This is a genomic window from Lysinibacillus sp. GbtcB16 (assembly GCF_019091145.1).
Lineage (GTDB): Bacteria > Bacillota > Bacilli > Bacillales_A > Planococcaceae > Lysinibacillus > Lysinibacillus fusiformis.
This window is the reverse complement of sequence record NZ_JAGXJV010000190.1, coordinates 1-350: the sequence shown is the minus strand read 5'-3', so window position 1 is coordinate 350 and position 350 is coordinate 1. Positions and strand designations below refer to the sequence as shown.

1 protein-coding gene is annotated in these 350 nt (G+C 34.9%); it reads right to left on the bottom strand.

What is annotated here, in order from left to right:
- Nucleotides 1-350 (bottom strand): TnsD family Tn7-like transposition protein (locus KVT27_RS23955; protein ID WP_254636272.1); only part of this gene is annotated, 350 nt, incomplete at both ends.

The window sequence follows — 350 nt, the reverse complement described above, 5'->3', positions numbered from 1 at the left end:
TGTGCGTCTGATTTGAAACTCCCGTACTGTTTCTGTAATTTGAGTAAGTAATGCTTCTGTTAGCGGCAATTTATCTAAATGATATTGTAGGTTTGCTAAAATACCTATACGCCTACCTACAGAAGAAACAGTAATTCTTATTGGCTTTTCTTCATTCAACATACTTTTATACAAAGCTTTAATTTGTTGTGTGTAATATCGATCTCGTTTATGCCAATTTACTTTTACACTCGGGATAGCTTTGTGATGCAGTTCAGGACAAATAGACATTAGCCACTCTAAATCATTCCGATATAAATACAAATACACAGTTTGATTTTGATCACGTAATGCTGTACGCGACAGCTGTG